The following is a 26,059-nucleotide window of genomic DNA, read 5'->3' on the forward strand; positions in this document are numbered from 1 at the left end:
TGCCAATCCTTTCTTGACGTAAACGTCAACCTGCAATTAGCTTAGCGCCATGCCCCACTTCCGAGCCAAGCAATGAGCAGTCAGACCTACAGCATCTCCGACCTGTCCCGCGAGCTGGACATTACCACCCGGGCGATCCGCTTCTATGAAGAACAGGGCCTGCTCAGCCCGGAGCGCCGCGGCCTGGAGCGGGTCTACTCGGCCCGCGACAAGGTCAGCCTGAAGCTGATTCTGCGCGGCAAGCGCATCGGCTTTTCCCTGGCCGAATGCCGCGAGCTGATCGAGCTCTACGACCCTTCCAGCGGCAACCTGAAGCAGTTGCACAGCATGCTGGCGAAGATCGCCGAACGCCGTGCCCAACTCGAACAGCAACTGCTCGACATCCAGCAGATGCAACTGGAGCTGGATACAGCCGAGGAACGCTGTGAGCAAGCCCTGGCCGCTACCCTGCACAACCAGAAAAACAGCCATTGAGCCCTGAGGAACCCTGCCCATGTCATTGCCTGAAAAAGTCCGCCTGGTCGAAGTCGGCCCGCGCGACGGCCTGCAGAACGAAGCCCAGCCCATCAGCGTGGCCGACAAGGTCCGGCTGGTCGATGACCTGAGCGCCGCCGGCCTGTCGTACATCGAGGTGGGTAGCTTCGTTTCGCCCAAGTGGGTACCGCAGATGGCCGGTTCCGCCGAGGTGTTCGCCAATATCCAGCAACACAGTGGCGTGACCTACGCGGCCCTGGCGCCGAACCTGCGCGGTTTCGAAGATGCGCTGGCAGCCGGGGTCAAGGAGGTGGCCGTGTTCGCGGCGGCGTCCGAGGCGTTTTCCCAGCGCAACATCAACTGCTCGATCAGCGACAGCCTGCAGCGCTTCGCGCCGATCATGGCAGCGGCGCGTCAACATGGGGTGCGGGTGCGCGGTTATGTGTCCTGCGTGCTGGGTTGCCCCTATGAAGGCACGATCAGCGCCGAGCAGGTCGCCCCGGTGGCCCGCGAGCTGCACGACATGGGCTGCTATGAAGTGTCGCTGGGCGACACCATCGGCACCGGCACCCCTGGGGCCACCCGGCGCCTGTTCGAAGTGGTCGGCGCCCAGGTGCCACGCGAACAACTGGCCGGGCACTTTCATGACACCTATGGCCAGGCCCTGGCTAACGTCTATGCCAGCCTGCTCGAAGGCATCAGCGTGTTCGACAGCTCTGTTGCGGGCCTCGGCGGCTGCCCCTATGCCAAAGGCGCCAGCGGTAACGTTGCCAGCGAAGACGTGCTGTACATGCTCCAGGGCCTGGGTATCGACACCGGTATCGACCTGGAGCGCTTGATTGCCGCGGGCTTGCGTATCAGTGCGGTACTCGGCCGTACCACCGGTTCGCGGGTGGCACGCGCGCGGAACGCACGCTGAACACCGGCGGTAACAGCCCAATCACCCCCTGGGTGTTACCGCGCCCGCACTTTTCAGGGAAATTCCGGGTAACACGGAAACAAATCGACAGAATTTCCCGGGACCTTTTTTTGATCAACCCATCAAGCCATTGATTTTATTGGGTTTTAAAAAGTTGGCACGGCACCTGCTATATCTCAGGTACAAGAACAATAAAAAGTGCGACATACCCAATAAAAATAAGACGAAACGACTCTGACATAACAAGAACAACACGACAGAGGCGCAGCTAACAGATTTTTTTGGAGAGGATGTGCTTTCCAGGGGCTCGCCCCGCAACCGGACACAAAACAATAAAACTACCCCAAGGTAGCGCAGGTCACGGTTGGATCAGCAATGATGAAGGTAGATCAGCGCTCAAAAAAATACGTTTGCTCTTGATCCCGGATGGGGATCGCCAGTGATGCAGAGGCAACGGTCACCAAAAACAACAACAGGCCGCCCTCCAATAACAAAAATGAGAGCACGCAACAATCTTTGAGGGGAGCTTAGGCTCCCCTCAGTGCTTCCCGCCCTCGCCGTTTTCGTCCTTCTCGAAGCGATTGACCACCAACGGCATCACCCCCAATACCAGCAAGGCCAGCACGGTGCTGATCACCGCCGTAGCTTCACGCCCCATGCCCGCCGCCACGCCGATCGCCGCTGTCATCCACAGGCCCGCCGCCGTGGTCAGGCCTTTGACATTGCTGACGTCCTGGTCGTGCCCCTTGAGAATGGTCCCGGCGCCAAGAAAACCGATCCCGGCGACTATCCCCTGCACCACCCGGCTCAATGCCGCATCGTCGGCCCCGGCCATGCGCGGCACCAGCACGAACAGCGCCGCGCCGAGGGCCACCAGCATATGGGTGCGTACCCCGGCGGCCTTGCCCTTGAGCTCGCGCTCAAAGCCGAGAATGGCCCCCAGCAGCGCGGCCATGACCAGGCGCACTGTCACCTGGGTAAGCTGCTTGGCATCGGTGATGTCGGCAAACTCCGCCACCAGGGTGATCCAGACTTGGTGCCACCAGGCGTCCATGGGCTTTGTCCGTGCAGGAGGGATTAATCGATGGACAACGGCCGCACCTGCAAGTGCGCCACTGACCGCTGATCGGTTGCCGCCAGCATCCCGTGCGATCGCGCGGTCCCAAACATAGGACCCCAGCAACGAGGAAGCGGCCATGCCTATTGAAATTGACCAGACCAACCAGCGCTGCACCCTGATCGGCGATCACAACGCACGCATCGAGGGCGAAGCCACGCAGGTGCGGATCGTCACCGACGAAGCCCTGCGCATGTCGGTTGCCGAGCTCAACGGCGAACGCGTACCGATCACTGAACAAGAAGCCGACGCCCTGACTGTAGCGGGTGCGGTGGATGGTCGCAGGCACCTCAAGACCACCGAGGAGGGCTCGATAATCTGAGGCCTGCAGGGTTTTTACGGAAAATCTGATACGGTTTTTATCGAAATAGCTGAGCCTGTTATGCAAACAGATGGGGCGCCATAGTGCTCTGGCCTGATCGAGGCCTGATGAGCGACGAACCATGAGCGATAGAATTCCCGTCCAGATCGTTGAAATTGCTGAGCCTTCCACTTTCAAGAAGAAGCCTGCCAGCAGCGACAGACAGATCCACACCCGTAGTTTCACCGGCTTGTTTCGTAACCTGCGCCTGGCGGGTGCGGGTTTTCTGTTTTTGCTGTTCTTTGGCACCGTCTGGTTGAACTGGGACGGTCGTCAGGCCGTGCTTTGGGACTTGGCCGACAGCAAGTTCCACATTTTCGGCGCCACTTTCTGGCCACAGGATTTCATCCTGCTCTCGGCCTTGCTGATCATCTGCGCCTTCGGCCTGTTTGCCATCACCGTGTTCGCCGGCCGGGTCTGGTGTGGCTATACCTGCCCACAGAGCTCCTGGACCTGGATCTTCATGTGGTGCGAAAAGGTGACCGAAGGTGAACGCAACCAGCGCATCAAGCTGGATGCCGCGCCGTGGAGCCTGAACAAACTGGCCCGGCGCTCGGCCAAGCACACTTTGTGGCTGGGCATCAGCCTGCTCACCGGGCTGACCTTCGTCGGCTATTTCACCCCGATCCGCCCGCTGGCCGAGGAACTGTTCACCCTGCAACTGGGCGGTGTCAGCCTGTTCTGGATTCTGTTCTTCACCGGCGCCACCTACATCAACGCCGGCTGGCTGCGTGAAGCGGTGTGCATGCACATGTGCCCGTACGCGCGTTTCCAGAGTGTGATGTTCGACAAGGACACCCTGACCGTCGCCTACGACCCGGCCCGTGGCGAGTCCCGCGGCCCGCGCAAAAAGGAAGTCGACCACAAGGCCAAAGGCCTGGGCGATTGCATCGATTGCCATATGTGCGTGCAGGTCTGCCCGACCGGTATCGACATCCGTGACGGCCTGCAGATGGAGTGCATCGGTTGCGCTGCCTGTATCGATGCCTGTGACTCGATCATGGACAAGATGGGCTACGCCCGCGGCCTGGTCGGCTACAAGTCCGAACACACCCTGCAAGGCGGCACCACCAACTGGCTGCGGCCGCGCCTGCTCGGTTACGTCACCGCCCTGGTGGTAATGATCGGCGCCCTGGTCATCGCCCTGCAGCAGCGGCCGATGGTGTCGATGGACGTGATCAAGGACCGTGGCCTGTTCCGCGAGAACAATGCCGGGCAAATCGAAAACATCTACACCCTCAAGGTCATCAACAAGACCCAGCAAGCCCAGCACTATCGCCTGCGCCTGCTCGATGCCGAAGGCTTCGAACTGCACGGCAAGACCGAGTTCAGCCTGGCAGCCGGGGAAATGAGCGACTTGCCGGTGTCGGTGGCGATGTTGGCCGACCGTCCGCAAAGCAGCTCCCAGGACATCAGCTTCGAACTGGTCGACACCGACGAGCCGGGCATCCGCAGCGTCGCCCACAGCCGTTTTGTCGCGCCTTTGAACCACTGATCCCATACACTGCCCGAGCATCCGAAACCTTTCGAGCCATGATGAAACGCTACGAGAAATTCGCCGACGACATTGCCGAACTGATTCGCTCCGGGGTCCTGGGCCCCGGCCAGCGCGTGCCGTCGGTGCGATACGCCAGCCAGACCCACGGCGTCAGCCCGTCCACGGTGTTCCAGGCCTATTACCTGCTGGAGCGCCGCGGGCTGATCCGCGCGCGGCCGCGCTCGGGCTACTTCGTCAACGCCCACGCGCCGCGTCAGTTCAGCGAGCCGCAGATCATCGAGCAAGCCAGCGAGTCCACCGAGGTGGATGTCAGCGAGCTGGTGTTCTCGATTCTCGACTCGATCAAGGACCCGCAAACCGTGGCCTTCGGCTCGGCGTTCCCCAGCCCCAACCTGTTCCCACTGCCGCGCCTGGCCCGCTCCATGGCCAGCGCCAGCCGCGAGATGGACCCGCGCATGGTGGTCACCGACCTGTCGCCGGGCAACCCGCAGCTGCGCCGGCAGATTGCCCTGCGCTACATGGTCGGCGGCCTGATGCTGCCCATGGAAGAACTGCTGATCACCAACGGCGCACTGGAGGCCCTGAACCTGTGCCTGCAGGCGGTGACCGAGCCGGGCGACCTGGTGGCCATCGAGGCACCGGCTTTTTATGCCTGCCTGCAAATCCTCGAGCGGCTCAAGCTCAAGGCGGTGGAAATCCCCGTGCACCCGCGCGAAGGCATCGACCTCGGGGTGCTGGCCCAGACCCTGGCCAAGCACCCGGTCAAGGCCGTGTGGTGCATGACCAACTTCCAGAACCCGGTAGGCGCAAGCATGCCGGAGGAGAAGAAACAGCAGCTTGTTGAGCTCTTGCGCGAGCATCAGGTGCCGTTGATCGAAGACGATGTCTACGCCGAGCTGTACTACGCCCAGCAGGCACCGAAACCAGCCAAGGCCTTCGACACCGACGGCCTGGTGATGCACTGCGGCTCGTTCGCCAAGAGCCTGGCCCCCGGCTACCGGATCGGCTGGGTGGCCGCCGGGCGTTATGCGCAGAAGATCGAACGACTGAAGCTGATGACCTCGCTGTGCGCCTCGATGCCGGCCCAGGCGGCGATTGCCGACTACCTGCAGCACGGCGGCTACGACCGCCACCTGCGCAGGCTGCGCTACGCCCTGGAGGAACAACAGGCGGCGATGCTCGCGGCCATTGCCCGGTATTTCCCGCCACAGACCCGGGTCAGCCATCCCGCTGGCGGTTACTTCCTGTGGCTGGAGCTGCCCGAGCAAATGGACTCGCTCAAGCTGTTCCAGATGGCCCTGGCCCAGGGCATCAGCATCGCTCCGGGGCCGATCTTTTCGCCGACCCGGCGCTTTCGCAACTGCATCCGTCTCAACTATGGCAGCCCCTGGACCGAGCAATCGGAAAAGGCCATGGAGACCCTGGGCAAAATCGTCCGTTCGTTCTGAGCGGCGGTTGAACTTCGAGCGCGCTTGCTGCACCCTGCGCGCTCGAATGCCCAGGGATGGATGACATGTACAAGCGACAGCATTTTCTTACGCCGCAGCGTTACCAACGCTTCCTGGAAAACTACCAGGAGTCCCGGGCATTCTTGCAGGACAATCGCCTGCAGGCCAACTCCGCTGAACAGGAAGCAGTGTTCCGCGCCCGGCATACGAAAGGCTGGGCCCTTGACCACGTGTTGATCAGCTACACCGCTGGCGTCTCTATCGACACCCTGCCCGCCTTGCTTGCGGTGCTGATCGATGAGTACCAACAGCTGCAACACAAGATGGCCGTCTACACCGAGGCGCCAGACGTCGCCCCGCTGGACCTGGACGATGTCGAAGAACACCACGAATGCATGCAAGTGATCAGCCTGTGCATCCTGCTGGGCCGCCACGACCTGCTCGAACGCTTCGTCGCCCTGATGGACAACGGCGGCTACGCCGAACAAGACACCCTCTATGAAGACCTGCTGAGCCGGGTACTGCCCGACCGTTACGATGTCGATGAGTGGTACCAGGATTACGCCACGCCGTTGGTGCAAACCATCTATGCCACCAGCCCCGAGCAAGCGGCCAGCCGCCTACAGGGCTACTGCGAGCAATGGTACGAGCACTTCCTGCACGCCAGCTGGTACGACACCCATGGCGACGATGAAAGCGGCTACGTCGGCTACTGGTCGTTCGAGGCCGCAGCCGTGGCCCTGCTTTACGGCATCGATACCCGCGCTCTGCTGCACGTAATCTTCCCCCATGACATGCTCGCGCATGCCCGCAGCCTGCCCGCGTACCCAGGCATACGCTGGCAATGCCTGGGCAGCGATGAAGACGAGCAGGACGATGACGAAGAGATTGTCGAGGACGAGGACGACAGCAACGAAGACTTCGCCTACGACATCAAGGCCGCCGGCGTCACCCTGTCCGACGCCATCGACGCCGGGAGCGTCCCGCACCTGGCCCAGGCGCTGAGCGCCTACGACACCGTCGAAGCGATCCTGGCGCTGAACCTGGCCGCCGATCAGCAGGAACAAGACGACGCCTTCTTCGACCTCGCCCTGGCCCTGCTCGGTTGGGTCCCAGGTCCTGGGCACGGGCTCAAGCGGGCACTGCGCCTGGTCAATCGTGACCCGCAAAAGCACGCTGAACAGCTCTATGACCTGCTGCGCCAGGTACTGCTCAACTGCAAGCTGAAGACCAGCCCGGATGCTCTGTTCGAAGAAAGCCTGAACGCCGAGGTGCTGCGTGCAGAGCTGGCGCAGATCATCACGGCGGTGCAAAGCAGTGCGCCCTTCCTGGCCCTCGACGAGCAACACCAGGCCCTGGTGCTGAGCGACCTGGAACAGGCAGGCGAGCACCTCGATGACCTGATCGAGCGCATCGACGAACGCCTGATGCCCTGGTTGGCGGTGCAACGCAACAGTTCCGCCGAGGCCTCGGGCAGCAGCAAGCGCATCCCGGCGCAAACCGGCAAACCGCAGTCACGGCGCATCGACGGCCTGCGCAATCACGGCACCGTCAGTAGCCATCCGGCGGCCACAGACGGCGGCAAACTGAGCCAGGAGCAGCACCACCCGGCGGCCACCCGCAACTGGCTGGAGCTGAGCCTGGACGATGGCAAGCTGGGCGGGGTTCCCGGCGCGGCCTACAAGGTGATCTTCGCCGACGGCAGCATTGCTGAAGGCCATTTGAACAACCTCGGCCATATCCGCCTTGAGGGCGTACCTTTCGGCCCGGCCAAGGTGTATTACGGTGAAGACCCGCGCCCTTACCAACGCCAGCCGATCAAGGCACTGGACAGCAGCCCGGCACTGATCGACCGAGACCTGCGCAGCCTGGGTTTCATTCCGTCGAAGCTCGACCGCGACGACCTGTATGCCGAAACCAGCGGGCGGATCGCCCCGTACTGCGAACTGAACGCCCTCTGGTGGGAATGGGCCAGCGCGCGCTACCACGGCACTGATGCACGGGACCCTGGGCCGCTCAGTTGTTGAGTGCTGCGCAGCACGCTACATTTTCCACAGTCCCCAGGTCGGAACACGCGCATGTCGTCGAGCGAACTGCAGTCCCTTCGCCAGCAGCTTGAGCAGTTGCAGCAGCAAAACAATCTGCTCAAAGCACAGCTGGCCGAGCGCAACGGTGCAGGCCATGAAACAGACAATCAGGCCCTGGCCGACACCCAGCAGCGCTACCGCTTTCTGTTCGAGACCATGGACGAAGGCTTTTGCATCATCGAGTTCTTCGACGGCCCCCACGGCCCGCTCAGCGACTATATCCACATCGAAGCCAACGCCGCCCAGGCCAGGCATGCCGGGATCGACAACGTGGTAGGCCAAACCCTGCGGCAGTTGGTCCCCGATGAGGCCGAAGGCTGGCTTGCCCGCTTCGGTCCGGTGCTGCACAGCGGCAACCCGATCCGCTTTGACCAGGAGCTGGTGGCCACCGGCCGCCATCTGGACATCTGCGCCTTTCGCCTGGAGCCGGCCAGCCGCAAGCAGGTCGCGGTGCTGTTCCAGGATGTGACTGCACGCAAGCGCGCCGAATCCGCCCTCAGGCGTCTCAACCAGGAGCTGGAACAACGGGTTGCCCAGGCGGTGGCAGAACGCAGGATCCTCACCGATGTGGTCGAAGCCACCCTGGCGCAGATCCAGGTGGTGGATCTGGACATGCGCTGGCTGGCTATCAACCGCGCTGCCCGCGATGAGTTCCAGCGGCTTTTCGGCCTGACGCCGAGCGTCGGCGACAGCTTGCCTGATCAGATGGCCAAGCATCCCGAGGACTGCGCCCGCGGCCTGCTGCTCTGGACACGGGCGCTCAAAGGTGAAGCGTTCGTCGAGATTGCCGAGTTTGGCACGGGCGACCAGCACCGCCACTACGAACTGCGTTTCAGCCCGCTGCATGGCCCGCACGGGCAGTTGATCGGCGCTTACCTGTTCGCCTACGACATCAGCGAGCGGATCCGTGAGCAAAAACGCCTGCGCAAGACCGAAGAGGCCTTGCGCCAGGCGCAGAAAATGGAAGCGGTAGGCCAGCTCACCGGTGGCATCGCCCATGACTTCAACAACCTGCTGACCGGCATCAGCGGTTCCCTGGAGCTGTCGCGCAACCTGATCGGGCGCGGCCGTCACCTGCATATCGATCCCTACCTGCGCACCGCCCAGGACGTGTGCAACCGCGCAGCGTCCCTGGTCCACCGGTTGCTGGCCTTCTCCCGGCGCCAGACCCTGGAACCGCGCACCATCGATGTCAACCGCCTGGTCAGCGGCATGACCGAACTGATCCGCCGTAGCGTCGGCCCGCATATCGAGATCGAGTTGTTTACCGCCAGCGCTACCTGCCGGGCCAGCATCGATTCATCGCAGCTGGAAAACGCCCTGCTCAACCTCTGTATCAATGCCCGCGACGCCATGCCGGGCGGTGGCCGGATCACTATCGAAACCCGCCATCTGCAGGCCGATGACCAGATCGCCGCGCACCTGGACCTGACCCCCGGTGACTACCTGGCCCTGAGCGTCAGCGATAACGGCAGAGGCATGTCGCCGCAAGTACTGGCACGCGCCTTCGACCCGTTCTTCACCACCAAGCCGGTGGGCCAAGGTACGGGCCTGGGGCTGTCGATGGTCTATGGTTTCGTGCGTCAGTCCGGTGGCCAGGTGCGGGTCTATTCGGAGCCTGGCCAGGGCACCAGCGTGCACCTGTACCTGCCGCGCCTGGACAGCGCCAGTTTGCCCACCAACGAGCCGCTGCCGGCTGCCCGCACGCCGCGTGAACTGCGCGACATGACGGTGATGCTGGTCGATGATGAAGCAACCATTCGCATGCTGGTGGGCGAGGTACTCAGCGACCTGGGTTACGCCAAAATCGAATTCGGCGACGGCCACAGCGCCTTGGCTGCGCTGCAAAACGGTGCGGCCATTGACCTGTTGATCAGCGATGTCGGCATGCCCGGCGGCATGAACGGCCAACAACTGGTGGCCGCCGCCCGCCAGTTGCGGCCCGGGTTGAAAGTGCTGTTCATCACCGGCTACGCCGAACAGGCGGTGCTGGGCGGCGGTGTGTTCGAGCCGACTACCCGGGTGCTGAGCAAGCCGTTCAGCCTCGATACCCTGGCCCAGCGTATCGAGGAGATGATCGGCTGATCAGCGCCCACCCCCCAGGTCCAGGAAACTGCCAGTGGAGTAAGAGGCTTTGTCTGACAGCAGCCAAAGAATCGCCTCGGCCACTTCTTCTGCCTGCCCGCCCCGGCCCATGGGAATGCCCGGCGCCAGCTTGCTGACCCGATCCGGGTCGCCGCTAAGCGCATGGAAGTCGGTGAAGATGTAACCCGGGCGCACGGCATTGACCCGCACACCTTCACCCGCGACTTCCTTGGCCAGGCCCAGCGTGAAGGTGTCCAGCGCCCCCTTGGAGGCGGCATAGTCGACGTACTCGTTGGGCGAACCCAGCCGTGCCGCTACCGATGAAACATTGACGATGCTGCCGCCCTGCCCGCCATGGCGGGTCGACATGCGCTGCAGCGCATGCTTGGCGCACAGCATCGGCCCGACCACGTTGGTTTTCATCAGCTTGAGCAGGCGAAACTCCGACACTTCCTCGACCCGGCTCTTCTGGCCGATGGTGCCGGCATTGTTGACCAGCGCGGTGACCGGCCCGAGCTCGGCATCCACGCGCAGGAACAGCTGGATGATCTCATCCTCGACACTGACATCGGCCTTGACCGCGATGGCTTCGGCGCCCAGCTCGCGGACCTCGGCCAGCACCCGCTGGGCGGCCTCGTCATCGGTCAGGTAGTTGATGCAGATACGGTAACCGGCGCGTGCGGCCAGGCGCGCGGTGGCGGCGCCAATGCCGCGGCTGGCGCCAGTGATCACGATAACCTTGTCCATGGATACTCCTTGCGTTGACCCCTCAAGGCTAACGCAGTCAGGGGCAGGGCACAAAGCCGCTTCAGGCAGCCGGTGGCGGTGGCGGCGCCTTGGGCTCGGCCTTGCGTAGTGGGTACAGGTGCTGGCTAACGATGCCGTCTGGCAGGTCCTTGCCGAACACACCATAACGCGCCGGCCATTCCTTGGGTGGCAGCTTGAAGGTGCCGAACAGCATGTCCACCAGCGGCGTGTGGATCGCGTAGTTCTTGTAAATGTAATCCTTGTGCCGAGCGTGGTGCCAGTGGTGATAACGCGGCAACACCAGCAGGTAGTTGAGCCAGCCGCCATCGATACGCACGTTGGCGTGGGCCAGTACCGCCTGCACGCCGACCAGGATCACATAGGCGTTCATCGCCTGGGGCGAGAAGCCCAGCAGGATCAAGGGCGCCAGCACCCCGGTGCGGGTCAGGAGAATCTCGCAGAAGTGGATACGCGAACCGGCCAGCCAGTCCATGTGCGTGCTCGAGTGGTGCACCGCATGAAAGCGCCACATCCACGGCACCACGTGATACAGGCGGTGCAGCCAGTACTGGCCGAGGTCGGCGACAAACACCGCGAGCAGAAACTGCACCACGATCGGCAGGCTTTGCACCTTGGCCTGCAGGGTATCGGACACTACCCAGGCGGCCAGCCAGCTGGATGAGGCGGTGACAAAAATAAGGATGAACTGCACCAGCATGTGGCTGACGAAAAAGTAACTGAGGTCGGTGCGCCAGTGCGGGCGCAGGATGTTCTGCTGCGGGTTCTTGGCGTAGAGCTTTTCCAGCGGGATGAAGATCACCGCCGACACCAGCAGCGCCAGCACGAACCAGTCCAGGCCCAGCGAGTACGGGGTCTGGCCAATGACTTCGGTCTGGATGTTGGTGCCGCCCAGAAACATCGCCAGCCCCGCCGCGCTGATGCCGGTGAAGCCCAGGCGCTTGCGCTTGTTGAGGAGGATGTTCAGGGTGCCCAGGGCAAAGGCCAGGATCAGCCCGATCAGCAGTACGGTGCGGGCGAAGTGCACGCTGTAGACCTTGCGGAACTCGGCAAAGGTCAGCCACTGCGGAAACAGGAAACACAGCACCGCCAGCAGGCTGAGCAGCCCCAGGGCAGCCGAGATGTAACCGCTGATGCGCCCTTCGCCAAGCTTGAAGGGGTCGTGGCCGTGGCGTTTGAAATAGGCCTTGATTGCCTGCATGAATCGCTGTTCCTTGATGGTGATGGGCTCCGTGCGGCGCGGAGTATACCGACCTGCGGCCGCCAGTGAACCGCCAGCTGCACTGGCAGCTGACAAATCTGTAATCCACTGCTCAGTTTACTGACAGTCAGCGCTGGCTAAGGTCGTGTCATCCCCGCCCCTGGAATGGCACCCTATGCTTCGACACCCGACCCGCCGAACCTTCGTCAAGGGCTTTGCCGCCGGCAGCGCCCTGGCCGGTCTCGGCCTCTGGCGCCTGCCGGCGTTTGCCGCACCTGCGGTGTTCAGCAATGAACTGAGCGGCCAGCACTTCGAGCTGTTCATCGGTCAGACGCCGGTGAACATCACTGGCCGTTCGCGCACGGCCCTGACCATCAACAACAGCCTGCCCGGCCCGACCCTGCGTTGGCGGCAAGGCGACACGGTGACCCTGCGAGTGCGCAACCGCCTGAGCGAGCCGACCTCGCTGCACTGGCACGGGATCATCCTCCCGGCCAACATGGACGGCGTGCCGGGCCTGAGCTTTGCCGGCATCGAACCCGGTGGCGAGTACCTGTACCGCTTTACCCTGGAGCAGAGCGGCACCTACTGGTACCACAGCCATTCCGGCTTGCAGGAGCAGGCCGGAGTCTATGGCGCCATTGTCATCGAGCCCAAGGTGCCCGAACCCCATCGCTATCAGCGCGACTACGTGCTGTTGCTCAGCGACTGGAGCGACCAGGCCCCCGGTGAGCTGATGGCTACCCTGAAAAAGCAGTCGGATGCCTTCAATTACCACAAGCGCACCGTTGGCGACTTCATCGACGATGTCGCCAGCAACGGCTGGCAGCAAACCGTCGCCGAGCGCAAGGCCTGGGCGGCCATGCGCATGAGCCCTACCGACCTTGCCGACATCAGCGCCGCCACCTACACCTACCTGCTCAACGGCCAGCCGCCAGACGGCAACTTCACCTGCCTGTTCGAGCCCGGCGACACCGTGCGCCTGCGCCTGATCAACGGTTCGGCCATGAGCTACTTCGACTTTCGCATTCCGGGCCTGAAACTCACCGTGATTGCCGCCGACGGCCAACCGGTGCAACCGGTCGAGGTCGACGAGTTGCGCATCGCCGTGGCCGAGACCTATGACATGCTGGTGCGGGTCGGTGACCTGCCCGCCTACACCCTCTATGCCCAGAGCATGGACCGCAGCGGCTATGCCCGTGGCACCCTGGCCCGCCGCAACGGCCTCAGCGCCGAAGTACCGGAGCCGGACCCGCGGCCGATCCTGTCGATGGCCGATATGGGTCACGGCGCCATGGCGGACATGGGCGCCATGGACCACAGCCAGATGGCCGGCATGGACCACTCGATGATGGCCGGCATGCAACAGCACCCGGCCAGCGAAAGCGGCAACCCGCTGGTCGACATGCAGACCATGAGCCCCAAGCCCAATCTCGCCGACCCGGGCATCGGCTTGCGCAACAACGGCCGTCGGGTGCTGACCTACGCCGACCTGAAAAGCACCTTCGCCGACCCCGATGGCCGCGAGCCGTCACGGGAGATCGAACTGCACCTGACCGGGCACATGGAGCGCTTTGCCTGGTCGTTCAATGGCATCAAGTTCTCCGACGCCGAGCCGCTGCGCCTGACCTATGGCGAGCGCCTGCGCATCACCCTGGTCAACGACACGATGATGGCCCACCCGATCCACCTGCATGGCCTGTGGAGCGACCTGGAGGACGAACACGGGCGCTTCCAGGTGCGCAAGCACACCCTCGACATCCCCCCGGGGAGCCGGCGCAGCTACCGGGTCAGCGCCGACGCCCTGGGGCGCTGGGCCTATCACTGCCACCTGCTCTATCACATGGAGATGGGCATGTTCCGCGAGGTACGCGTCGATGAATGAGCCGATCTTGCGACCGCTGCTCGGCGGCTTCGCCCTGCTGGCCTTGCTGGCCAGTGAAGAGGCGCGCGCCGAGGCCATGGATCACGCCGCCATGGGCCACGGTGCCATGAACCATCAAGGCATGCCCGCGCAGAACATGAACCACCAGGGCATGAACCACGGCATGATGCCGCAGACGCCACGTACACCACTAAGGCCGATTACCGACGCCGACCGCCAGGCCGCCTTCCCGCCCCTGCCCGGCCATCAGGTCCACGACCGGCAGACCAACTGGGCGGTGATCGTCGAACAACTGGAATACCAGAACTTTGACAGCAGCAGTGCCCTGAACTGGAACGCCAACGCCTGGATCGGCGGCGATATCGACCGCCTGTGGCTGCGCACTGAAGGCGAACGCGAACAGGGCGTGACCCACAAGGCCGAGCTGCAGGCGCTCTGGGGCCATGCCATCAGCCCTTGGTGGGAACTGGTCGGCGGCCTGCGCCAGGACTTCAAACCGGCCAGTGGCCAGACCTGGGCCGCCTTCGGCATCCAGGGCACGCCACTGTACGGCCTGGAGCTGGAAGCCACCCTGTACGCCGGCGAGCGCCAGCAAACCGCGCTGCGCCTGGAGAGCAGTTACGCTATCCTGCTGAGCAATCGCTGGATCCTCGAACCGTCACTTGAGGCCAACTTCTATGGCCGCAACGACGCGACACGGGACCAGGGCAGCGGCCTTGCCGACAGCGAGATAGGCCTGCGCCTGCGCTACGAAATCACCCGCGGCTTTGCCCCGTACCTGGGCATCAGCTTCAACCGGGCCTACGGTAACAACGCCGAACAGATCCGTGATGAGCACGGCGATATCGGCCAGACCCGCCTGGTCGCCGGGGTTCGCCTGCGTTTCTAGAAGTGGAGAAGTACATGCTGAGTAAAAAAATTGTCGCCTTCGGCCTGCTGGCCTTGAGCACCCTGGCCCAGGCCGGGCAAACCATCGACGTGTACCGCGACCCCAACTGCGGCTGCTGCAAGCAATGGATCAAGCACCTGCAGGACAACGGCTACACGGTCAACGACCATGTCGAGCCAAACATGAGCGCGGTCAAGCAGCGCCTGGGCGTCGCACCGCGCCTGGCTTCCTGCCACACCGGGGTGATCGACGGCAAATTCGTCGAAGGCCATGTACCGGCCGAACAGATCAAGCTGTTGGCCAAGCGTCCCGACCTCAAGGGCCTGGCCGTACCGGGCATGCCCATGGGCTCGCCGGGCATGGAAATGGGAGACCACAAGGACGCCTACCAGGTCATCGGCCTGACCCTTGAGGGCAAGGACGAAGTGGTCGCCAACTACTGATCCGGCCCTGATGCTCAGTTACTGGGCGCTGTTTCTCAGCGCCTTCGGCGCAGCGACCTTGCTGCCGCTGCAATCGGAAGCCGTGCTGGTCGGCCTGCTGCTGCGCGAGCCCGAGGTACTGGTCAGCCTGCTGCTGATCGCCACCGCCGGTAATGTCCTCGGCTCGATCGTCAACTGGCTGCTGGGCCGTGGCATCGAACACCTGCGTGACAAGCGCTGGTTTCCGTTCAAGCCCGAGCAGCTGGAAAAGGCCCAGCAACGCTACCAGCGCTACGGCCAGTGGTCACTGCTGCTGAGCTGGATGCCGGTGATCGGCGACCCCCTGACGCTGATTGCCGGGATCATGCGCGAGCCGTTCTGGCGCTTTGTCATCCTCGTCACTGTCGCCAAAGCCGGCCGTTACCTGGTCCTGGCGCTGCTGACCCTGGGCTGGATGCAGCACTAGCGTCCCCAGATCTGCGCCTCGGTCCAGCCCAGCTCGGCGAAGTCCTGGGCGCGCAGGTGCGCTTCATCCTCACAAAAAAACTCGTCCAGCTGTGGCGGTCGCACCGAGGTGTCGTACAGCATCGCGTGCACCTGACCACGGTGGTGGATCTGGTGCTCGAACAGGTGCGACAGCAGGCGCAGGCGTTGCTCGCGCTGCACCCAGTCGGGGCGCACGATGTTCACGTAGCGGTGTAACTGGTCGTCACGCAACTGGCGGCAGTAGGCGATCAGCCGGTGGTCGGCCTGTACCTGCTCGGCGTGCAGCTCCAGGCAAGTGGCATAGGGCTCCTCGGGCTCGAAGAAGCGCTGGCTGTCCGGGTCGGGCGCTTCGCCGCGCTGCTCGCACTCCAGGGCCTGCAGGTAAAACCAGTCGACGGTGAGGATGTGGTTGAGGGTGGCCTTGATCGACGGGAAGAAACTCGCCCGCGGAGCGACGAACTCATCCTGGCTCAGTTGCCTGCAGGCCTTGTACACCCTGTGGTTGGCCCAGCCATTCTGGTAGGCCATGGTCAGCAGGTGATGCGAAAGAGGCTCGGTCATGATCGATTCCTCAGCAGAAGCGTTGCAGTTGCATCTCCCGCAAGCGGCTGAGCGTACGCCGGAACGGGAACTCCAGATACCCTTGAGTGTAGAGCGCTTCAAGCGCTACTTCGGCTTCCAGGTACAAGGCGATGCGCCGGTCATAGCATTCATCGACCAGGGCGATGAAGCGCCGTACGCTGTCGTCATGCACCGACAGTTGCGGCAGTTCGCGGTCCCCGGCCACCACCCGCTGGGCGCCGTCTTCGGTGCCGCGGGCAATCTTCGCCGGGCGCTGACGGGCGCCGAGGGCCGGCACCTCACCGAGCACAATGGCGTGAAAACGGTCGCACAGGGCCATGAAATCCATGGCGGCAAAGGGTTGCTCGCAGAGGTCGGCGTAGCGGCACCAGAGCACGCGGTCGCAGCGTTGCACCACGTTCAAGCTGCGCGAGCCGATCTGCAGCGGCTGATCGCTGCTCGCTTGCTCACCGCGTAACCGGGCGAAGACCTGCGCAAGCGCGCCGGGCCGGCCGCTCTCGCGTACCCAGTAACGTTGCTGCGCCGCGCCGGGGTGCAGGCGATGGTCCTGCTCGCCGGCGACGGCGACCACCTGCATATGCTGCCCGATGGCGGCAATCGCCGGCAGGAAACGCTCGCGGTTGAAACCGTCGCTGTAGAGCTGCTCGGGCGGCTGGTTGGACGTGGCCACGATCACCACCCCGGCCTCGAACAGCACTTGGAACAGGCCACCGAGAATGATCGCATCGCCGATGTCATTGACGAACAGCTCGTCAAAACACAGCACGCGGATGTCTTCGGCCAGGGACAAGGCCAGGGCCCGCAACGGCTCGGCCGTGCCGTTGAGCTGAAACAGGCGTTGATGCACCCAGCGCATGAAATGGTGAAAGTGCTGGCGCCGGGCCGGTACCTGCAGGCAGGCGTGGAACTGATCCATGAGCCAGGTCTTGCCGCGCCCGACCGGCCCCCAGAGGTAGACACCCTGCGGGGTCTCGCCACGCTGCAGGGCCTCGAAGCAGGTTTGCAGGGCGCTGGCGGCCTGCAACTGGGCCGGGTCGCTGACAAAGCCCTGGCTGGCTATGGCCTGCCGGTAGAGGGTCAGTGGGGACTGTTCGGTGAAGCAGGACATGCGCGGCGTCCGTCGCAAAAGGGGGCATTCTGCGGCGAGAGGCATCGCGGGGCAAGTGGGAGCGGGCTTGCCCCGCGATCTGGCATTGCCTGGATTACGACCGCTGCGCGCTCGATCGCAGGCAAGCCAGCTCCCACAGGGTTCGGGGCAAACCGCTCTACAAATCCAGCCCGACCTTGAGCAACGCCCCATCACGCTCATCGGTCAGCAGATACAGGTATCCATCCGGCCCCACCCGCACATCACGAATGCGCGCCTTGAGCTCACCCAGCAGGCGCTCCTCATGCACCACCTTGTCACCCTTGAGCTCCAGGCGGATCAGCTCCTGGGCCGCCAACGCGCCGATGAACAGGCTGTGATCCCAAGGCTTGAAACGCGGGTTGTCGTAAAACGCCATGCCGCTGATGGCCGGGGACTTTTCCCAGACATGGTGCGGGTCGACCATGCCATCGACGTGCTCGCCCTTGGCCTCCGGAATTGGCATCAGCGAATAGTTGATGCCGTGGGTGGCGATCGGCCAGCCATAGTTCTTGCCGGGCTTGGGGATGTTGATTTCATCGCCGCCACGGGGCCCGTGCTCGTGGGTCCACAGCTCGCCGGTCCAGGGGTTGAGCGCTGCGCCCTGCTGGTTGCGGTGGCCGAACGACCAGATTTCCGGGCGCACGTTGTCGCGGCCGACAAACGGGTTGTCCTTGGGCACCGTGCCGTCCGGGAGGATGCGCACCAGCTTGCCCTGCAGCTTGTCCAGGTCCTGCGAAGTCGGCCGCTGGTTGTTCTCGCCCAGGGCAATGAACAGGTAGCCGTCGCGGTCGAACACCAGGCGCGAGCCAAAATGGTTGCCGCTGGAGAGCTTGGGTTGCTGGCGGAAAATCACGTTGAAGTCCTCAAGCTTGGCGTTGTCGCGGGACAAGCGCCCGCGGCCCACCGCTGTGCCGGCCGTGCCGCCTTCCCCGCCGCCTTCGGCATAGGACAAGTAGACCATGCGGTCCTGCTTGAAAGTCGGCGACAGCACCACATCGAGCAGGCCGCCCTGGCCCTGGGCCCACACCTCGGGGACGCCGCCCAGTGGTGCACCGACCTTGCCTTCGGGGCTGACGATGCGCAGGTTGCCAGCCCGCTCGCTCACCAGGATGCCCTGGCCGTCCGGCAAAAATGCCAGGGCCCAGGGGTTGCGCAAGCCCTCGGCGAGGGTGCTGACCTTGACGCTGCCCTCCTCGCTGTTGAAATCGCGCTCGGGCGCGGCATGGGCCAGCAGCGGCAGCAACGCCGCGGTCATCAGGGTGGGTAGCCAGGTGCGTGGGGACATCAGCGATTCCTTCCAGGGAGGGCCTGTTACTCAGGGCGTACGCGCAGGTTCGCGCGGCGGCCGGCTGGGCTCCAGGCGCGGGGTGGTCTGTTCGCGGCGGATGTTTTCGCCATTGCCGATACCGCGGTTCTCCAGGGTCGGCGGGCGTGGATTGGGCTGGGTCGAAGGGCCGCGCACGGGCGGCGTGGCTGGCACGCTGCCCTGGCGACTGTTGGGGTTGGCGCGCATGATCGGGCTGTTGTAGGGGTTGTTATTGCTGGCCGCCAGCAGCAACGGCCCGACAACGGGCGCAGCCTGCAGCGGCGAGCTCAGTAGCAGGGCCATTGCCAGGCCCGACAGGCATCGGTTCACGCTATTCACCTCCGGCACCACGCGGCGCCGAAAACCAGCGCGCCCAAGCGTTGGATAGCCTAAGGCGCGACAGGTTCGCCGGGAAACCTCGATTTGCCCCGCAGGTGATTCATTTTGTTACCGGATCAGCCATCGACCTTATGCCGGGCGGCATACAGGCAGAGCATCTCCATGGCCAGGGTCGCGCCGGCCAGGGCGGTGATATCGGCATGATCGTAGGCCGGCGCGACTTCCACCAGGTCCATGCCCACCAGATTGATACCGCGCAGCCCGCCGAGGATTTCCAGGGCCTGCACCGTGGTCAGACCGCCACACACCGGGGTGCCGGTACCTGGGGCGTACGCAGGGTCCAGGCAGTCAATGTCAAAGGTCAGGTACACCGGCTGATCGCCGACCCGCTGGCGGATCGCCTCGATGATCGCCTGGGTACCGCGTTGATGCACCTGGCGGGCGTCGAGCACGGCAAAGCCCTGGGTCTCGTCATTGGTGGTGCGCAGGCCGATCTGCACCGAGCGCGCCGGGTCCACCAGGCCTTCGCGGGCGGCATGCCAGAACATCGTGCCGTGATCGACGCGCTGGCCCTCCTCGTCCGGCCAGGTGTCGCTGTGGGCATCGAAGTGGATCAGCGCCAGCGGCCCGTGCTTGCGAGCATGAGCCTTGAGCAACGGGTAGCTGATGAAGTGATCACCGCCCAGGGTGAGCATGGCACAGCCGGCTTCGAGCATCTGCTCGGCGTGGGCCTGGATGCTGTGCGGCACGGTATGCGGGCTGCCGTAATCGAAGTTGCAGTCGCCGTAGTCGATCACGGCCAGGTGATCGAAGGGGTCGAACTCCCACGGCCAGTGCCGGGCCCAGGCCTGCTGCACCGATGCGGCACGAATCGCCCGTGGCCCGAAGCGCGCGCCCGGGCGGTTGCTGGTGGCGGTGTCGAACGGCACGCCGCTGACCACCACATCGACACCGCGCAGGTCGCGGCTGTAGCGACGGCGGGAGAAACTGGTGATACCGGCAAAGGTGTTTTCGGCGATGGTGCCGTACAGGCTGTCGCGGGTGATGGCCTGGTCGTTGTCGGGGGCAAGGTCCATGGTCGGGCTCCTGGTCTGTTGTTATTGGCGGCTACGGAAGGTGGTCCACAGGCGGGTGCGCTGGCGCATGTCGGCCAGGCTCATGCTGCGGTCGGCAAACAGCCGCGCGCGCACTTCGGCCGAGGGGTAGATGTCCGGGTCGCTGCGCACCGCCTCGTCCACCAGGGGCGTGGCCGCCTGGTTGGCATTGGCGAAGAACAACGTGTTGGTCAACGGCGCCACCGAGTCGGGGCGCAACATGAAGGCAATGAAGGCGCGGGCGGCGTCCGGGTGCGGGGCGTCCTTGGGCATGACCAGGTTGTCCTGCCAGATCAGCGTGCCTTCGCGGGGAATGCGATAGATCACCTGGTACGGCTTGCCGGCCTTTTGCGCCTGATCGGCAGCCATGGCCGCGTCACCGTTGTAGGTCAGGGCCAGGCACACGCTGCCGTTGGCCAGGTCGTTGATCTGCCGGCCGTTGGCGACATAGCTGATGAAGGGTTGCAGTTGCTTGAGCAGCGCCTGGGCGGCCGCCAGGTCGTTTTTGTCGCGGCTGTAGGGATCCTTGCCCAGGTAATTCAAGGCTACGCCGATCACCTCCTGGGGCGAGTCGGACATGGCAATCCCGCAATCCTTGAGCTTGCTGGCGTATTCGGGTTTGAACAGCAGGTCGAGGCTGTCCAGCGGTGCATCGCCCAGCCGCTGGCGCACCGACTCAAGGTTCATGCCCAGGCCCAGGGTGCCCCAGGTGTAAGGCACGGCGTACTGATTGCCGGGGTCGACCTCGGCCAGCTTGGCCAGCAGGTCTTTGTCGAGATTGCCGTAGCCGGGCATGGCCTGGGCTTGTAGCGGCTGCAGCGCGCCTGCGGCCAGGGCGCGGGCCAGCAGGCTGGCGGACGGCACGACAACGTCATAACCACTGCCTCCGGTGAGCAACCTGGTTTCCAGCACTTCGGTGGTGTCGAAGGTGTCGTAGCGCACCTTGTAGCCGGTTTCCTGCTCGAAACGCTGCAAGGTCTCGGGGGCGACGTAATCGGCCCAGCTGTACAGGTTGAGGACTTTTTCCTCGGCCTGCACCGGCAAGGCCAAAACCAGGGACAACAACCACAGGGATGTACGCATGTCGGGCACCTTTGTCAGTGGATGCCGCCAGCATGCCTGCCGGGTTACATTACTAAAATGGCAAGTCAATTAACCTGACATTCATCAGGAGCAATGTTTGATGTTGGGACAACTGCACGACCTCGACCTGCACCTGCTGCGGCTGTTCGTCACTGTAGTCGAGGCCGGTGGCTTCAGCGCCGCCCAGGGCGTGCTGGGCCTGAGCCAGCCGAGTATCAGCCAGCAGATGGCGCGCCTGGAAACCCGCCTGGGGTATCGCTTGTGCAGTCGCGGCAAGGGCGGCTTTGGCCTGACCGCCAAGGGTGAAGTGCTGCTCAAGGCCACCCGTGAACTGCTGGTGCAGATCGACGCGTTTCGCCATCAGGCCAATGGCGTGGCTGGGCGTTTGCTCGGCGAGGTGCGCATCGGCATTTCCGAAGCCCAGGAGAGCACCGTGACCTTGCGCCTGGCGCGGGCCATCGAGCGTTTTCGCCAGCGTGACGAGTCGGTGCGCCTGGAGCTGGTCAGTGCCATGCCGGCAGACCTTGAGCGCCAGCTGTTGCAGCAGCGCCTGGACCTGGCCATCGGCTATTTTTCCGGCAAGCAGGCAGCGTTCGATTACACCCCGTTATTCGAGGAAAACCAGCGCCTGTATTGCGCCAGCCATCATCCGCTGGCCGGCCAGCGTGAAGTGAGCCTGGAGGCGCTGCAACAGGCCGACCAGGTCGAACACCCCTACCGTTTCCAGAGCCGCCAGGAGCCCTTTGACGGCACCAGTGGCACCGCTCGTTCCGAACAGGTCGAGGGCGCGCTGACCTTCATCCTCTCCGGCCGGCACATCGGTTACCTGCCCTGCCACTATGCCGAACCCTGGGTCGCGCGTGGCCTGTTGCAGGGCCTGGACCCGGCGCTGGATTTCGCCGTGCCGTTCGTGCTGGTGCGCCACCGCGCCCAGGTGCCCAGCGATGCCCAGCAGGCCTTTGCAGCCGACCTGTTGGCCGCCTTCGCCTGACTCAGTAGGCCAGCGACCAGGTCAGGGTGTTGGTGCGGACAACGCACACTACTTTCAACGCCGCTGTGCATTTGCCACACTCGGGGCTGTTCTCCTGTTCTGGAGCTGTGCCCGTGACCCGATTCCTACGCTTGTGCCTGGCCCTGTTGTTGATTAGCGGCCTGAATGCCTGCGCCCTGTTCCAGCCCCGCGACCCGGTGAACATCAGCGTGATTGGTATCGATCCCCTGCCCGGCCAGGACCTGGAACTGCGCATGGCGGTGAAGATCCGCGTGCAGAACCCCAATGAGACCGCGATCGACTACAACGGCATCGCCCTTAACCTTGAGGTCAATGGCCAGCCGTTGGCGGCGGGCGTCAGCGACCAAAGCGGTCGCATCGGCCGCTTCAGCGAAGGCGTGCTGGTGGTGCCAGTGAGCATCACCGCGTTCTCGGTGCTGCGCCAGGCCGTGGGCCTGAGCCAGGTGCGCAGCCTCGATGGCCTGCCGTACACCGTGCGCGGCAAGTTGGCCGGCGGCGCGTTCGGTACCCGGCGCTTCAGCGACAGTGGCCGGCTCAACCTGCCGCAACCGGCCAGTGCGCCCTGGTAACCCTCAATCCTGATTGATGAAGCGCACGCCGGGTTTGCTGCGCTCATCCACGCTCAATTCGAAGATATCCGGCCGTGCATAGTGACCGACGACGTCGAAGTCATAACGGGCGCGCACCAGTTCCTCGGTATCGATTTCGGCGCACAGCAGCCCGCGCTCAGCTATCAGCGGCCCGGCCAGCACCTCGCCCAGCGGCCCGACGATCACGCTGCCACCGGCGATCAGTTGGCGCTCGCCCGGCCAACCGGCAACCTCGATACCCAACGCGTTGGGCGAGTCCTGCACCTGGCAGGCGCTGATCACGAAGCAACGGCCTTCGGCAGCAATATGGCGCATGCTCATCTGCCACAGCTCGCGCTCGTCCACCGTCGGTGCACACCATAGCTCCACGCCCTTGGCGTACATCGCCGTACGCAGCAACGGCATGTAGTTTTCCCAGCACACCGCGGCACCGATGCGCCCGGCACGACCTTCGATCACCGGCAAGGTCGAGCCGTCGCCACGGCCCCAGATCAGCCGCTCGGTGCCGGTGGGCATCAGCTTGCGGTGCACCGCCACCAGGCCCTGCTCGGGCTCGAAGAACAGCACGCTGCAATACAGGGTATGGCCGCTGCGCTCGATCACCCCGAGCACCAGGCTGGCGCCGGTGCGCGCCGACAAGCCAGCGAGGGCGTCGGTCTCGCTGCCGGGCACCTCGATGGCATTGGCAAAGTAGCGGGCGAAGGCTTCGCGGCCTTCGGGCAGGCGGTAGCCCAGGCGCGTGCCGAAGATCTCACCTTTGGGGTACCCCCCCAGCAGCGCTTCGGGCATCACCACCAGGCTGGCGCCCGCCTCACTGATAGCCTGCTCGTAGGCAAGGATCTGTTCCAGGGTATGGGCCTTGCCTTCAGGCGATGAACCGATCTGCAAGGCGGCGACGACGGACGTGGTCATTAGCGGGTGCTCCGGATGGGCGATGGGTGTTGCAGATTGTCGGCGCCGGGCTAATCATGAATAAAGCCCACTTCGTTTCTGAATGATATGAATCCTGCGAATATCACCGATATCGACCTCAACCTGCTCAAGGTCTTCGAAGCCCTGCATGACGAAGTCAGCGCCAGCCGCGCCGCCGTGCGCCTGGGCTTGACCCAGTCGGCCGTCAGCGCCGCGTTACGACGTTTGCGCGAGGTGTATGGCGACCCGCTGTTCATGCGCACCGGGCGCGGCCTGGCGCCGACCCTGCGCGCCAACCAGCTCAAGCCGCTGATCAGCGAAGCGCTGAACAAATGCCGGCAAAGCCTGGCCCTGCTCGACCCGCAGGCCGAACAGTTCGAAGGCCGGGCGGTGACCCTGGGCTTGTCCGATGATTTCGAGATCGCCTACGGCCGGGCCCTGATCGAGCAGGTGCAACGGCTGGCACCGGGCCTGCGCCTGATCTTTCGCCAGACCCACAGCCAGATTGTCGCCCGCGCGTTACTGGATCGCAGCCTTGATCTGGCGCTGACCTCGGGCGGGTTTTCCGCCCGCCTGCTCAGCCGCCGGGTGCTCGACGAAGGGGATTACCTGTGCCTGGTCGATCCGCATAGCCTGATGCCCGGGCAACGCGGCTTAAGCCTGGAGGCGTTCGTGGCGCGCGAGCAGATCCTGGTGTCGTCGGGAGGCTTCATCGGTATCGTCGACGAGGCGTTGGCCGAGCTGGGCTTGAGTCGCCGGGTGGCGGCCTCGACCAGCCATTTTGCCGCCCTGGCCTATCTGCTCAAAGGCAGCGAGCGCCTGGCCACCCTGCCCGGCCATGCCGCCCGGGCCATTGCCGAAACCGCTGGCCTGGTGGTGCTGCCTTGCCCGCTGGCCTTGCCGCAGTATCCGGTGGAACTGGGCTGGCGCACCGGCGGGCAACCGGACCCGGCGCTGGAGAAGGTGCGTGAAGCGGTACTGGCGGTGTTTGCCTGAAGCTTACTTGGCGGCTGCCATCAGCTTGTTGACTTCACTGCGGACCATATTGGCGTATTCGGGCGGCGACATACCGTCCAGTTCTGCCCGTACCCATTCAGCCCATTTGCCCTTGCGCCGCGGCTTCTCGGCGATCAGCCGGGCGGCATCGGCCTTGGCCTTGCCCAGGTTGGTCTGCCAGAGCTCGAACAGTCGTGCTTTCTCGTCCTCGATCTGCGCCCGTTCGGCGAAGCTCTTGTTGGCCAGATTGAAACTCATGAGGGGTGTCCTGCCGCTGGAAAATAGGCGCTATCTTACACTGTAGCCGCCAGCGCTCGGCAAACCGCTGCAACTTTCAATACCCGCTGGCATCCACTGTTCAATGCCATCAACTGACGAGGAAGCGCCCATGGCCAGGAAAACCACCGTGCAAAACGATGCCGAGCAAATCAAGGATCAGGCGTTCAGCGAACTGCAGGCGTTGATCGAAGAATCGGAAAAATTGCTCAGCGACAGCGCTGCGCTAGTTGGCGAAGAAGCCGAAACCCTGCGCGCCCAGGTCGGGCTGAAATTGAAGCAGGCCCGCAATGCGGTCAATGGCGCACGCAGCAAGGCGCAGCCGATGGTCGATGCCACCCAGGACTACATCGGCGGCCATCCGTGGCAGACGGTGGCGATTTCGGCGGGGTTTGGCCTGGTGGTCGGTTTGCTGCTGGGGCGCAGACCTTAAAAGCATCGCAGGTCCGGCTCGCTCCTGTGGGGGCGGGCTTGCCCCGCGATCCAGTCAACGCAAACTCAACGGCTGCACCAACCCACAGGCAATCGCCATCCCCACCAGCGCCGGCAGGTGCTCGGCTTGCATGCGTTTCATCACCCGCGAGCGATACAGGTCGACCGTCTTGACGCTGACCTCGAGCTGCTCGGCAATTTCCCGATTGGTATAGCCCTGCACCAGCGGCAGGAGCACGTCCCGCTCACGGGGCGTGAGGCTATCGATGCGCGCCTGCACGGCCTCCAGCGGCCCGGCATGGCGCGCTCGCCCGAGGGCATCCTGAACGCTGTCGAGCAGCAACTGATCGTTGTAGGGCTTTTCGATGAAATCGCAGGCCCCGGCCTTGAATGCCCGCACCACGATCGGCACATCGGCATGGCCGCTGACGAAGATCACCGGCAAATCGATACCGCGGGCGCGTAACGCGTCCTGCACGCTCAGGCCGCCCATGCCCGGCATGCGCACATCCAGCAGCACACAGGCCGGCAAGTCACCGTCGCAGGCGTCGAGAAACGCCTGGCCGCTGGTGAACGGCAGCGCCTGCAAGCCCACCGATTCGAGCAGCCACACGGTCGAATCGAGCATGCCCTGATCGTCATCGACTACATACACCCGCGGTTCCTGCATA

The 26,059-nt window shown here is 64.1% G+C and carries 27 protein-coding genes; 15 read left to right on the forward strand and 12 right to left on the reverse strand.

Annotated elements, in window-relative coordinates:
* Window positions 1–72: 72 nt before the first annotated feature.
* Window positions 73–474, forward strand: a complete 402-nt coding sequence (locus tag NLX68_RS24095; RefSeq protein ID WP_254286123.1) for a MerR family DNA-binding transcriptional regulator — start codon at window positions 73–75, stop codon at window positions 472–474.
* 19 nt (window positions 475–493) lie between these two features.
* Window positions 494–1,393, forward strand: a complete 900-nt coding sequence (locus tag NLX68_RS24100; RefSeq protein WP_010226536.1) for a hydroxymethylglutaryl-CoA lyase — start codon at window positions 494–496, stop codon at window positions 1,391–1,393.
* A 538-nt stretch (window positions 1,394–1,931) separates the two neighbouring features.
* Here NLX68_RS24100 and NLX68_RS24105 read toward each other — a convergent pair.
* On the reverse strand, window positions 1,932–2,447 hold the full coding sequence (locus NLX68_RS24105) for an MgtC/SapB family protein (protein ID WP_254286124.1): 516 nt from the start codon (window positions 2,445–2,447) through the stop codon (window positions 1,932–1,934).
* Between the two features lie 142 nt (window positions 2,448–2,589).
* On the opposite strand from NLX68_RS24105, the gene NLX68_RS24110 reads away from it, so the two are divergent.
* The 5 genes from NLX68_RS24110 to NLX68_RS24130 all read left to right on the forward strand — a co-directional run bounded on the left by NLX68_RS24110 (window position 2,590) and on the right by NLX68_RS24130 (window position 9,989).
* Window positions 2,590–2,832 (forward strand): DUF3203 family protein, encoded by a 243-nt coding sequence (locus tag NLX68_RS24110; RefSeq protein WP_254286125.1) that lies wholly within the window; start codon window positions 2,590–2,592, stop codon window positions 2,830–2,832.
* A gap of 121 nt (window positions 2,833–2,953) precedes the next feature.
* Complete coding sequence (ccoG, locus tag NLX68_RS24115) at window positions 2,954–4,366, forward strand: cytochrome c oxidase accessory protein CcoG (RefSeq protein WP_254286126.1); 1,413 nt, start codon at window positions 2,954–2,956, stop codon at window positions 4,364–4,366.
* 41 nt (window positions 4,367–4,407) lie between these two features.
* Entirely contained in the window at window positions 4,408–5,817 is a 1,410-nt protein-coding gene (gene mapR, locus NLX68_RS24120; RefSeq protein ID WP_010226541.1) for a GntR family transcriptional regulator MpaR, read from the forward strand.
* Between the two features lie 65 nt (window positions 5,818–5,882).
* On the forward strand, window positions 5,883–7,844 hold the full coding sequence (locus NLX68_RS24125) for a PoNe immunity protein domain-containing protein (protein ID WP_254286127.1): 1,962 nt from the start codon (window positions 5,883–5,885) through the stop codon (window positions 7,842–7,844).
* Between the two features lie 51 nt (window positions 7,845–7,895).
* Complete coding sequence (locus NLX68_RS24130) at window positions 7,896–9,989, forward strand: PAS domain-containing sensor histidine kinase (protein WP_254286128.1); 2,094 nt, start codon at window positions 7,896–7,898, stop codon at window positions 9,987–9,989.
* Here NLX68_RS24130 and NLX68_RS24135 read toward each other — a convergent pair whose 3' ends face one another.
* The gene (locus NLX68_RS24135) at window positions 9,990–10,736 is read right to left on the reverse strand and encodes an SDR family oxidoreductase (RefSeq protein ID WP_036994508.1); all 747 of its coding nucleotides are present in this window, start codon (window positions 10,734–10,736) and stop codon (window positions 9,990–9,992) included.
* Window positions 10,737–10,797: 61 nt separating this feature from the next.
* Window positions 10,798–11,955 carry a sterol desaturase family protein gene (locus NLX68_RS24140; protein ID WP_254286129.1) on the reverse strand — a complete coding sequence of 386 codons (1,158 nt, stop codon included), beginning with the start codon at window positions 11,953–11,955 and terminating at the stop codon, window positions 10,798–10,800.
* A gap of 175 nt (window positions 11,956–12,130) precedes the next feature.
* Here NLX68_RS24140 and NLX68_RS24145 point away from each other — a divergent pair, with 175 nt between their 5' ends.
* Genes NLX68_RS24145 through NLX68_RS24160 form a run of 4 tightly spaced genes read left to right on the forward strand, consistent with a single transcriptional unit; the run spans window position 12,131 to window position 15,617 of the window.
* On the forward strand, window positions 12,131–13,840 hold the full coding sequence (locus NLX68_RS24145; protein WP_254286130.1) for a copper resistance system multicopper oxidase: 1,710 nt from the start codon (window positions 12,131–12,133) through the stop codon (window positions 13,838–13,840).
* Window positions 13,833–14,729, forward strand: coding sequence for a copper resistance protein B (locus NLX68_RS24150; protein ID WP_254286131.1), 897 nt, complete (start codon window positions 13,833–13,835; stop codon window positions 14,727–14,729). Before NLX68_RS24145 ends, NLX68_RS24150 begins: the two co-directional genes overlap by 8 nt.
* A 14-nt stretch (window positions 14,730–14,743) precedes the next feature.
* Entirely contained in the window at window positions 14,744–15,172 is a 429-nt protein-coding gene (locus tag NLX68_RS24155) for a DUF411 domain-containing protein (RefSeq protein WP_254286132.1), read from the forward strand.
* Window positions 15,173–15,182: 10 nt separating this feature from the next.
* Complete coding sequence (locus NLX68_RS24160) at window positions 15,183–15,617, forward strand: YqaA family protein (protein WP_254286133.1); 435 nt, start codon at window positions 15,183–15,185, stop codon at window positions 15,615–15,617.
* On the opposite strand, the gene NLX68_RS24165 is transcribed toward NLX68_RS24160, so the two are convergent.
* From NLX68_RS24165 to NLX68_RS24190, 6 genes are all read right to left on the reverse strand, one after another.
* Entirely contained in the window at window positions 15,614–16,198 is a 585-nt protein-coding gene (locus NLX68_RS24165) for a DinB family protein (RefSeq protein ID WP_254286134.1), read from the reverse strand. The two genes, NLX68_RS24160 and NLX68_RS24165, sit on opposite strands and share 4 nt — an antisense overlap.
* A gap of 10 nt (window positions 16,199–16,208) precedes the next feature.
* Window positions 16,209–17,327 carry a cell division protein ZapE gene (gene zapE, locus NLX68_RS24170; protein ID WP_254286135.1) on the reverse strand — a complete coding sequence of 373 codons (1,119 nt, stop codon included), beginning with the start codon at window positions 17,325–17,327 and terminating at the stop codon, window positions 16,209–16,211.
* Between the two features lie 157 nt (window positions 17,328–17,484).
* Complete coding sequence (locus NLX68_RS24175; protein ID WP_254286136.1) at window positions 17,485–18,633, reverse strand: PQQ-dependent sugar dehydrogenase; 1,149 nt, start codon at window positions 18,631–18,633, stop codon at window positions 17,485–17,487.
* A gap of 30 nt (window positions 18,634–18,663) precedes the next feature.
* Window positions 18,664–18,957: a hypothetical protein gene (locus tag NLX68_RS24180; RefSeq protein ID WP_254286155.1), complete on the reverse strand. Its 294-nt coding sequence runs from the start codon at window positions 18,955–18,957 to the stop codon at window positions 18,664–18,666.
* A gap of 152 nt (window positions 18,958–19,109) precedes the next feature.
* Window positions 19,110–20,069, reverse strand: a complete 960-nt coding sequence (speB, locus tag NLX68_RS24185) for an agmatinase (RefSeq protein ID WP_100782864.1) — start codon at window positions 20,067–20,069, stop codon at window positions 19,110–19,112.
* A gap of 21 nt (window positions 20,070–20,090) precedes the next feature.
* Window positions 20,091–21,170, reverse strand: a complete 1,080-nt coding sequence (locus NLX68_RS24190; RefSeq protein WP_254286137.1) for an extracellular solute-binding protein — start codon at window positions 21,168–21,170, stop codon at window positions 20,091–20,093.
* Between the two features lie 100 nt (window positions 21,171–21,270).
* Between NLX68_RS24190 and NLX68_RS24195 the strand changes: the two genes are divergently transcribed.
* Together NLX68_RS24195 and NLX68_RS24200 are read left to right on the forward strand one after the other, a co-directional pair.
* Window positions 21,271–22,161, forward strand: a complete 891-nt coding sequence (locus NLX68_RS24195; protein ID WP_254286138.1) for a LysR family transcriptional regulator — start codon at window positions 21,271–21,273, stop codon at window positions 22,159–22,161.
* A gap of 113 nt (window positions 22,162–22,274) precedes the next feature.
* Window positions 22,275–22,751 carry an LEA type 2 family protein gene (locus tag NLX68_RS24200; RefSeq protein ID WP_254286139.1) on the forward strand — a complete coding sequence of 159 codons (477 nt, stop codon included), beginning with the start codon at window positions 22,275–22,277 and terminating at the stop codon, window positions 22,749–22,751.
* Window positions 22,752–22,754: 3 nt separating this feature from the next.
* Here the strand turns inward: NLX68_RS24200 and NLX68_RS24205 are convergent, their stop codons facing one another.
* A complete protein-coding gene (locus NLX68_RS24205; protein WP_254286140.1) occupies window positions 22,755–23,684 on the reverse strand; it encodes a carbon-nitrogen hydrolase family protein in 930 nt (309 codons plus the stop codon).
* Window positions 23,685–23,771: 87 nt separating this feature from the next.
* On the opposite strand from NLX68_RS24205, the gene NLX68_RS24210 reads away from it, so the two are divergent.
* On the forward strand, window positions 23,772–24,680 hold the full coding sequence (locus NLX68_RS24210; RefSeq protein ID WP_254286141.1) for a LysR family transcriptional regulator: 909 nt from the start codon (window positions 23,772–23,774) through the stop codon (window positions 24,678–24,680).
* Between the two features lie 3 nt (window positions 24,681–24,683).
* Here the strand turns inward: NLX68_RS24210 and NLX68_RS24215 are convergent, their stop codons facing one another.
* Entirely contained in the window at window positions 24,684–24,938 is a 255-nt protein-coding gene (locus tag NLX68_RS24215) for a hypothetical protein (RefSeq protein ID WP_010226580.1), read from the reverse strand.
* 130 nt (window positions 24,939–25,068) lie between these two features.
* Between NLX68_RS24215 and NLX68_RS24220 the strand changes: the two genes are divergently transcribed.
* Window positions 25,069–25,389: a YqjD family protein gene (locus NLX68_RS24220; RefSeq protein ID WP_254286142.1), complete on the forward strand. Its 321-nt coding sequence runs from the start codon at window positions 25,069–25,071 to the stop codon at window positions 25,387–25,389.
* 54 nt (window positions 25,390–25,443) lie between these two features.
* Here the strand turns inward: NLX68_RS24220 and NLX68_RS24225 are convergent, their stop codons facing one another.
* Window positions 25,444–26,058, reverse strand: a complete 615-nt coding sequence (locus NLX68_RS24225) for a response regulator transcription factor (protein WP_254286143.1) — start codon at window positions 26,056–26,058, stop codon at window positions 25,444–25,446.
* Window position 26,059: the final 1 nt, after the last annotated feature.

Origin of the sequence: Pseudomonas sp. SBB6 (genome assembly GCF_024213215.1) — a bacterium.
Taxonomy (GTDB): domain Bacteria; phylum Pseudomonadota; class Gammaproteobacteria; order Pseudomonadales; family Pseudomonadaceae; genus Aquipseudomonas; species Aquipseudomonas donghuensis.